At 35.1% G+C, this 10,344-nt stretch carries 4 protein-coding genes; 3 read left to right on the forward strand and 1 reads right to left on the reverse strand.

All coding sequences use genetic code 11. The features are described 5' to 3' along the window. The first annotated feature begins 91 nt into the window (after positions 1-91). Together rpoC and DK442_RS05565 are read left to right on the forward strand one after the other, a co-directional pair. Positions 92-4,393, forward strand: a complete 4,302-nt coding sequence (gene rpoC / locus DK442_RS05560; RefSeq protein ID WP_109434866.1) for a DNA-directed RNA polymerase subunit beta' — start codon at positions 92-94, stop codon at positions 4,391-4,393. A gap of 67 nt (positions 4,394-4,460) precedes the next feature. After that, positions 4,461-4,775 (forward strand): DUF3467 domain-containing protein, encoded by a 315-nt coding sequence (locus tag DK442_RS05565; RefSeq protein ID WP_109434867.1) that lies wholly within the window; start codon positions 4,461-4,463, stop codon positions 4,773-4,775. A gap of 103 nt (positions 4,776-4,878) precedes the next feature. Here DK442_RS05565 and DK442_RS05570 read toward each other — a convergent pair whose 3' ends face one another. Continuing rightward, positions 4,879-6,465 (reverse strand): peptide chain release factor 3, encoded by a 1,587-nt coding sequence (locus DK442_RS05570; RefSeq protein WP_109434868.1) that lies wholly within the window; start codon positions 6,463-6,465, stop codon positions 4,879-4,881. Between the two features lie 956 nt (positions 6,466-7,421). On the opposite strand from DK442_RS05570, the gene DK442_RS05575 reads away from it, so the two are divergent. Continuing rightward, on the forward strand, positions 7,422-10,344 hold a 2,923-nt coding region (locus DK442_RS05575; RefSeq protein WP_200825090.1), incomplete at its 3' end, for a hypothetical protein.

Consider the following 10,344-nt stretch of genomic DNA (forward strand, 5'->3'; position numbering starts at 1 on the left):
AACTGTCATCCTGAGCTCGTCAAAGGAGACAGTTTGTTATCAATGTATTATTCAATTTTAAATTACAATAATTCTTTAGCAACCATATATTATGGCAAGAAATAATGATAAGAATACAGTAAAGAGGTTTAATAAGATCTCTATAGGTTTAGCATCTCCTGAGTCAATTTTGGCAGCATCTAAGGGAGAGGTGTTAAAACCCGAAACTATCAATTATCGTACTCACAAACCTGAGCGTGATGGTTTGTTCTGTGAGCGTATTTTTGGACCTGTAAAGGACTTTGAGTGTGCTTGTGGTAAATATAAAAGAATTCGTTACAAAGGTATCGTTTGTGATCGATGTGGGGTAGAAGTTACCGAAAAGAAAGTACGTAGAGATAGAGTAGGGCACATTAACTTAGTTGTTCCTGTGGCTCACATCTGGTATTTCCGTTCTTTACCAAATAAAATAGGATATTTACTAGGTCTTCCTTCTAAGAAGTTAGATATGATTATCTACTACGAACGTTATGTAGTAATTCAACCTGGTATTGCCAAAAATGAAGAGGGTGAAGCTGTACAGAAAATGGATTTCCTTACAGAAGAAGAGTATTTAAATATTTTAGATAGCCTTCCACAGGAAAATCTATATCTTGATGATACAGATCCGAATAAGTTCATTGCAAAGATGGGAGCAGAATGCCTTATCGAAATTTTAAGAAGAATCGACCTCGATGCCCTTTCTTATGAACTTAGACATAAAGCTAATAACGAAACATCTAAACAACGTAAAACTGAAGCATTAAAACGTCTTCAGGTTGTAGAGTCGTTCCGTGATGCTAATAAAAATAGAGAGAACAATCCAGAATGGATGGTACTTAAAGTTGTACCTGTAATTCCGCCAGAATTACGTCCTTTAGTACCATTAGATGGAGGTCGTTTTGCGACATCAGATTTAAATGATTTATACCGTAGAGTAATAATTCGTAACAACCGTTTGAAGCGTTTGATGGAAATCAAAGCTCCAGAAGTTATTTTGCGTAATGAAAAACGTATGCTTCAAGAATCTGTAGATTCATTATTTGATAATACGCGTAAAGCTTCTGCTGTTAAAACAGATTCTAACAGACCGTTAAAATCGTTATCTGATTCGTTAAAAGGTAAGCAAGGACGTTTCCGTCAAAACTTACTTGGTAAACGTGTGGATTATTCAGCACGTTCTGTTATTGTTGTAGGACCAGAATTGAAATTATTCGAATGTGGTCTTCCAAAGAATATGGCAGCCGAATTATACAAACCGTTTGTGATTAGAAAATTGATCGAACGTGGTATTGTAAAAACAGTAAAATCTGCTAAGAAAATTATAGATAGAAAAGAGCCAGTGGTTTGGGATATCTTGGAAAATGTCTTAAAAGGACATCCAGTATTATTAAACCGTGCTCCTACGCTTCACCGATTAGGAATTCAGGCATTTCAACCTAAACTTATTGAAGGTAAAGCAATACAATTACACCCATTAGTGTGTACTGCATTTAATGCCGATTTTGATGGAGATCAAATGGCAGTGCATTTACCGCTTGGACCAGAAGCAATTTTAGAATCACAGTTGTTGATGTTAGCATCACACAATATTCTTAACCCTGCCAATGGGTCACCGGTAACAGTTCCTTCTCAGGATATGGTATTGGGTCTGTATTATATGACTAAATCACGTAGGTCTACTCCTGAGTTAGAAATTAAAGGTGAAGATCTTACGTTCTATTCTCCAGAAGAAGTTACTATTGCATATAACGAGAAGAGACTTGATATTAATGCTAATATTAAAGTTCGTACTAAAGATATCAATGAAGAAGGAGAAGTAGTAACTAAAATTATAGAAACTACAACAGGTCGTGTATTATTTAATGAGAAAGTTCCAGAAAAAGCAGGATATATTAATGAAGTACTAACGAAAAAATCACTAAGAGATATTATCGGAGGTATTTTGAAGGTAACAAGTGTTCCTGAAACAGCTGAATTCTTAGATGAAATCAAGACTTTAGGATATAACTTTGCATTCCAGGGTGGTTTATCATTTAGTTTAGGTGATATTATTATTCCTAAAGAGAAGCATACCATGATTGCTGATGCTAATGCTAAGGTAGATGATATTGTAGGGAACTATAACATGGGTCTGATCACTAATAATGAGCGTTATAATCAGGTTATTGATATATGGACGTCTACAAATGCAGAATTGACAGAATTATCGATGAAGCGTATTAGAGAAGATCAACAAGGATTTAACTCTGTATATATGATGCTTGATTCTGGAGCAAGGGGATCTAAAGAACAGATTCGACAGCTAACAGGAATGCGTGGATTGATGGCAAAACCTAAGAAAGCTAGTTCTGCTGGTGGAGAGATTATTGAAAATCCAATTCTTTCTAACTTTAAAGAAGGACTTTCTATTTTAGAATACTTTATCTCTACTCACGGTGCTCGTAAAGGTCTTGCAGATACAGCTCTAAAAACTGCAGATGCAGGATATTTAACACGTCGTTTGGTTGATGTTGCTCAAGATGTTATTGTTAATATAGAAGATTGTGGTACGCTTAGAGGTGTAGAAGTATCTCCATTAAAGAAAAATGAAGAGATTATAGAAGGACTTGCAGCTAGAATTGTAGGTAGAACTTCTCTACAAGATGTTATTAATCCGTTAACTCAGGAAGTATTAGCAGAAGCAGGTGTAGAGATTACCGATGAAGTTGCCAGGAATATTGAGAATTCTCCAGTAGAATCAGTAGAAGTTCGTTCTGCACTTACTTGTGAAGCTAAGAAAGGAATTTGTGTAAAATGTTATGGACGTAATCTTGCTACTGGTAAAACAGTACAACGAGGAGAGGCCGTAGGGGTTGTAGCAGCTCAATCTATTGGTGAACCGGGTACACAGCTTACTTTACGTACATTCCACGTAGGAGGTATTGCAGGTAACATTTCAGAAGAAAATCAACTGAAATCTAAATTTGCAGGTAAAGCTGAAATTGAAGAACTGAAGACAGTTAAAGGAGAAGATAATGATGGAAATGAGATCGATGTAGTAATTTCTCGTACATCAGAAATTAAAGTTATCGATCCAAAAACCAAGATTGTTTTAAGTACAAACTTAATTCCTTATGGTTCTCAGTTGTTTATTAAAGATGGTGATACGATCAAAACTGATCAGGTTGTTTGTCAATGGGATCCATATAATGGTGTAATCATTTCTGAATTTGCAGGTAAAGTTAAATATGAAAATATTGAACAAGGTATTACTTACCAGGTAGAGATAGATGAACAAACAGGATTCCAGGAAAAAGTAATTTCTGAATCTCGTGATAAGAAAAAGATACCAACACTTCATGTACTAGGTAAAGGAGATGAAGTATTACGTTCTTATAACCTACCAGTTGGAGCACACCTTATGGTGGATGATAATGATAAGATTGGTGTAGGTAAGATTTTAGTGAAAATCCCTCGTAAATCTGCTAAAGCAGGTGATATTACCGGAGGTCTTCCAAGAGTAACAGAGCTATTCGAAGCTCGTAACCCATCTAATCCTGCTGTGGTTAGTGAAATTGATGGTGTGGTTTCATTTGGAAAAATCAAACGTGGTAATAGAGAGATCATCGTAGAATCTAGAATAGGAGAGATTAAAAAGTATCTTGTAAAACTTTCGAATCAAATCCTTGTACAAGAGAATGATTATGTACGCGCAGGAATGCCATTATCAGATGGATCGATTACTCCAGAAGATATTCTTAAAATTAAAGGGCCTTCTGCTGTACAACAGTATTTGGTTAATGAAGTACAGGAAGTATATCGATTGCAAGGTGTGAAAATTAATGATAAACACTTTGAAGTTGTAGTTCGTCAGATGATGCGTAAAGTAAGAATTCAGGATCCGGGAGATACTATCTTCTTAGAAAATCAATTAGTACATAAAGCTGATTTTATTGAAGAGAATGATGAGATATTTGGAATGAAGGTAGTTGAAGATGCTGGAGATAGTGAGAACCTTAAACCAGGACAAATTATTTCTCCTCGTGATCTAAGAGATGAAAATTCTTCATTACGTAGAGATGATAAAAACTTAGTTACAGCAAGAGATGTTTCTCCTGCAACGGCTACTCCAATACTGCAAGGTATTACAAGAGCATCGCTACAGACTAAGTCATTTATTTCTGCGGCATCGTTCCAGGAAACGACAAAAGTATTAAATGAAGCTGCTGTAAGTGGTAAAATTGATACACTTGAAGGTCTTAAAGAAAATGTAATTGTTGGACATAGAATACCAGCAGGAACAGGGATGAGAGACTATGAAAGTATCATTGTTGGTTCGAATGATGAATTTGAAGAACGAATGGAACAACGACAAGAAGTTAATTATAATTAATAAGAAGAGCCTGCCTTTTTAGGCAGGCTTTCTTTTTTTATAGAAAGATGCTAAAATAAAATTAGTTATGGCAGATAAAAATAATCAGAAGCAAAATCAATTGAATATTGAATTGGATGAAGCTATCGCAGATGGGATATATAGTAATCTTGCTATTATAAATCACTCGGTTTCCGAATTTGTGGTTGACTTTGTAAATATTATGCCGGGTAGGCCTAAAAGCAAAGTGAAAAGTAGAATTATTTTGACTCCGCAGCACGCCAAAAGATTACTTAAGGCACTTAATGATAATGTAAATCGTTTTGAGGCTGCTCATGGAGAGATTAAAGATTATGAGCAAGCTCCTATTCCTATGAACTTTGGCCCTACAGGCGAAGCTTAATATTATTTATAGTTATATATAAAATTTAAAACCCTTCTAATACAGATTAGGAGGGTTTTTTATAGGTCTTTGTTATTTTATTGAAAAGTATTTAAAGCTAATTTTAGAATTCAGATGTAAAATGAAACTGTATCGAAGGATATTTTTGCTGAGTCATTTGAAGACTAAAAGAAGAATCTGCAAAAAAGACCAATTGATCTTGTTTATCCTTTGCTAAAAATTTACTTTTTACCCGTTTAAATTCTTTAAATTCTTCATTATTTATATCCGTCGGCTCAATCCAACAGGCTTTGTGAACATTTAGATTTTCATAAGTACATTTGGCTCCATACTCATGTTCTAATCGATATTGAATCACTTCATATTGTAAAGCGCCCACGGTACCAATAACTTTTCTTCCATTCATTTCTAGAGTAAAAAGTTGAGCTACTCCTTCATCCATTAATTGATCAATACCTTTTGATAATTGTTTAGATTTCATTGGATCAGCATTATTGATATATCGAAAATGCTCTGGAGAGAAACTAGGTATACCCTTATAATGTAATACTTCACCTTTAGTAAGAGTATCTCCAATTTTAAAATTTCCTGTATCATGTAAGCCCACAATATCTCCTGGGTATGAAATATCAACAATTTCTTTTTTCTCAGCAAAAAAAGCATTTGGGCTTGAGAATTTAAGTTTTTTATTATGCCTTGTATGTAGATAAGGTACATTTCTTTCAAAAGTGCCTGATACAATTTTTATAAATGCCAGTCGATCTCTATGTTTAGGGTCCATATTAGCATGGATTTTAAAAACAAACCCTGTAAAATCCTTCTCTTCAGGTTTTACTATTCTAATATCACTTTCTTTTGGTCTTGGAGGAGGTGCAATGGTTACAAAACAATCTAACAACTCTCTTACTCCAAAATTATTTAGAGCAGATCCAAAAAATACGGGCTGTAAATTTCCATTTTGATAATCTTCTTTTTCAAAAGAAGGATATATCCCTTCTACGAGTTCTAATTCTTCACGTAATGTATCCGCGGCTGTATCTCCAATTGTCGCGTTGAGCTCCTGAGAAGACAAATCAGATATTTCTATAGTCTCTTCAATATTTTTTCTACTATCCCCGCTAAACAGATTGATGTTTTTCTCCCAAATGTTATAAATACCTTTAAAATCATAACCCATTCCAATAGGAAAACTTAAAGGGGTCACAGTTAGTCCTAATTTTTGTTCAATTTCATCAAGCAATTCAAAAGCATCTTTTCCTTCACGATCTAATTTGTTAATAAACACAATCATAGGAATATTTCTCATCCTACATACAGAAACTAGTTTTTCAGTTTGTTCCTCAACACCCTTTGCTACGTCAATAACAACAATAACGCTATCAACTGCAGTTAATGTTCTAAAAGTATCCTCAGCAAAATCCTTATGTCCAGGAGTATCTAGGATATTAATCTTGATGTTTTTATATTCAAAAGCTAATACAGAAGTTGCTACAGATATACCACGTTGACGCTCAATTTCCATAAAATCACTTGTAGCCCCTTTTTTGATTTTATTAGACTTTACTGCTCCAGCTTCTTGAATTGCTCCTCCAAAAAGTAATAATTTTTCTGTTAATGTAGTTTTACCTGCATCTGGGTGAGAGATAATTCCAAAAGTTCTTCTTCTTCCTATTTCGTCTGTAAATTTCATTTAATTGTATTATTTTTTTCAGATCTTATCTTATAGCCTTAATAGAATATATGATGCTCCCTTTTCAATGAATTTGGTATAGCTTGGCTTAATAAGGTTGCAAATATAGTACTAAAAATAGATAATCATGGTATATGACTTTTTTGAGTATATGTTTAAAAATAGAAGCTAAAATCATACAATAGTTCAAAAGACTATGTTTTTGGTCGATGAAAATTGATGTTATGTCAATTATCGTGTTTTTTGTCATAAAAATAAATGTTAAAGTTTTTATATTTATAGTAATTTGCTAATAATAAGGGTTTCTAAGAAGGCTGAAATGAATATGAATAGATTTTACTTCCTTTATTAACTTAGTGATAATGCTGTGTGTATTTATTAAATATAGATAGCAATTAAACAGAACCAACAAAGGATAATTCCTTTTAATTATAAAAATAACTTTGGCGAGCAGATGTTGTGCGAGATTTTAATTGTGCATTTAATCGATTAAAAGTAGTATTACATCGATATTATTAAGAAATTTTTCTTTAGAATGTTAAAATAAGAAGATTTATTTTCTTAATTTCGCAAACATTAACTTACGGTTTAACAGTAACTTATGTGTGGTTTACATGTACCGTGTGTTTTGTTTGTAATATTTTGTAAACGATTTATGAGAACCAACCCTATTAAGTTTTCGTAGATGTTATAAATAATCGTCATATGAAAAAAAGTACTTTTACCTCAGATTTGTTGCCCTTGCGGCTATTGAATTTTCTTCGGATTTTTTTATCTAAAAAATCCTTGCTTAAGATTCCTAATATTGGCATAATAAAAAATACTGCTGTAGTAGATATTATATGTCTACAACCTATTATTTAGCCTTCTATAGTGTTATATTTTACTAACCTACTTTATTCAAAGTGTAGCTTACTTATAATCAGCTAGTTTTTTGTCTATTAATGTTTCTTCTTATGCAGTTTATATCCAGATCTTTTTCGTATTTTAAGATAATACCTTTACTTTTTTTATTTTTTTCAGTTGAAGGCTATGCACAGAATTTATTGACAAACCCTGGTCTAGACGTTTCTGGAGTAGACTGTACGGCAGATAATGCTACAGATAGTGTAGCGCCTGATAGTTGGGGGCAAATATTTACTCCTGATAGGTCTACAGAGACACAAAGAGCATGGTTTGTAACCACGGCGTCTAGACCTGCATCTCCTAATGGAGGTTGCTATTTTGGTTTTAGAGTTTTTGGAGCAAATCCCGAAGGGATATCACAAAATGTAACTGTTGTTGCAGGAACTCAATATACTTTTTCATTTGATTATCTTATTGAAACAAGACCTCTTCAGACGGCATGTACTCCCCAATTAGAACTTAGATTGGATGGAACAGTTGTTGGTACGGTTTCGGCTCCAAGTATAGAAAATGTATGGAGTAGACCAAGTGTTAGTTTTGTAGCTCCTTCAAGTGGAACTTTCTTACTTGAGTTTATTGCTTCAGGATCTTGTGCAAATACATGGAATTTTGTAGATGATTTAGCTCTTGAAGAGGCAGTTACCGACAATGATAGTGATAATGATGGGGTGCCCGATGTTTCGGATGCTTGTCCAGGTTTTAATGATACAGTAGATAGTGACGGTGATAATGTACCTAATGGTTGTGATCTTGATGCAGATAATGATGGTATTTTAAATACAAATGAAAGTTTTAATTGTTCTTCAGCAGCTATTAACGTGGGTACAGCGCCTTCTGGAAATCAAAATGGTGTTGGGTTTATCAATGATATTTATGATTTTAATAGTGTAAATGTTGATGTAACTGCGGTTGCAAATCTTGTTAATGGAGGAGCTTTATCTCAACTTCAAGTTGAAAATGCAACTTCTTTGAGAATACAAGGGCAACAAGTAGATGATGGTATTGGAGAAACTGTTGTGTATACATTCACTTTTAGTGAACCTATTGCAGATGTTAAATTTAGATGGTCAGGTATAGATCAAGGGGATAGGGTTACGGTTAATGCTACAGGGCCAAATGTGCAAGCTATAAATATGAGTGATTTAATGAGCCCTACTGCTTTTCCTAATGGTGATTATACAACTACTTCTGGAGGTAACTCAAATATCATACTTAATAATAATAGTTTATCACCTACAATTACTTCTTATACTAATGGTTCTGGTGATACAACACTTAATTATTCGGATATAACAATTATAGGTCTTGTATCTTCTTTTGATGTTATTACCAGAAAACAAAGACAAGATGGTAATGTTGTAAATAATGGTAACGTAACATTTTTATTTTCTAGTTTTTCGTACTGTACATACATTGATACTGATGGAGATAATATCCCTAACCATTTGGACACAGATAGTGACGGCGATGGTTGTAGTGATGCAAACGAAGCTTATGATGATATTAATGCCGATGGAGGTGATGGACAACAGTTTGGAGCAATAGATCCTGCTACTGTTAATTCATCGAATGGGCTTGTAACCGAGGCTGGAGTGGATTATTCAACAACATATAATACAGCTATCCTTTCTTCTTCAGAAAATATTTGTATTACCATTACTAGTGTCAGTGATGCCAGTGAAACAGAAGGAACGGCTTTGGTCCATACGGTGACTTTAAGCAGTTCGAGTGTAGCAGCTTTAACTTTTCCTTTTAGTATTACAGATGTTACGGCTACAGTGACTGCTGATTATGATACTCCACCTACTTTTAGTAATGGTGTAACACTCAATGTTTCGGGAGATGGCGTTATTATCCCAGCTGGAGTAACGAGCTTTACAGTAACGAATGGCGGAGAAGAGGATACCATTGATGAGGCTGATGAGACGTATACACTTAGTGTTGGTGGTACAACAGGTACCGGAACGATAGAAGATAATGATAACGCACCGACTATTGCTAGTGTGACTAGCGAATCAGAGACCGAAGGCACTGACTTAGTACATACGGTTACTTTAAGTAATGGTAGTTCAAGTATCACCAACTTCCCATTTAGTATTACTGATGTTACAGCTACAGTGACAGCAGATTATGATACTCCACCTACTTTTAGTAATGGTGTAACACTCAATGTTGCGGGAGATGGCGTTATTATCCCAGCCGGGGTAACGAGCTTTACAGTAACGAATGGCGGAGAAGAGGATACTATCGATGAGGCTGATGAGACCTATACCCTCAGTGTTGGGGGAACAACAGGTACCGGAACGATAGAAGATAATGATGGAGTTCCAACCATTGCCAGTGTGACTAGCGAATCAGAGACGGAAGGCACTGACTTAGTGCATACCGTTACCTTAAGTAATGGTAGTTCAAGTGTGACCAACTTCCCATTTAGTATTACCGATGTTACAGCAAGTGTAACAGCAGATTATGATACCCCACCTACTTTTAGTAATGGTGTAACACTTAATGTTGCCGGAGATGGAGTTATTGTTCCAGCTGGAGTAACGAGCTTTACAGTAACGAATGGCGGAGAAGAGGATACTATCGATGAGGCTGATGAGACCTATACCCTCAGTGTTGGGGGTACAACAGGTACCGGAACGATAGAAGATAATGATGGAGTTCCAACCATTGCCAGTGTGACTAGCGAATCAGAGACGGAAGGAACTGACTTAGTGCATACGGTTACCTTAAGTAATGGTAGTTCAAGTGTGACTAACTTCCCATTTAGTATTACTGATGTTACAGCTACAGTGACAGCTGATTATGATACTCCACCTACTTTTAGTAATGGAGTAACACTCAATGTTGCCGGAGATGGAGTTATTGTTCCAGCCGGAGTAACGAGCTTTACAGTAACGAATGGCGGAGAAGAGGATACTATCGATGAGGCTGATGAGACCTATACACTTAGTGTTGGCGGTACTACCG

Source organism: Aquimarina sp. AU119 (assembly GCF_900312735.1).
Classification (GTDB): Bacteria; Bacteroidota; Bacteroidia; order Flavobacteriales; family Flavobacteriaceae; genus Aquimarina; species Aquimarina algiphila.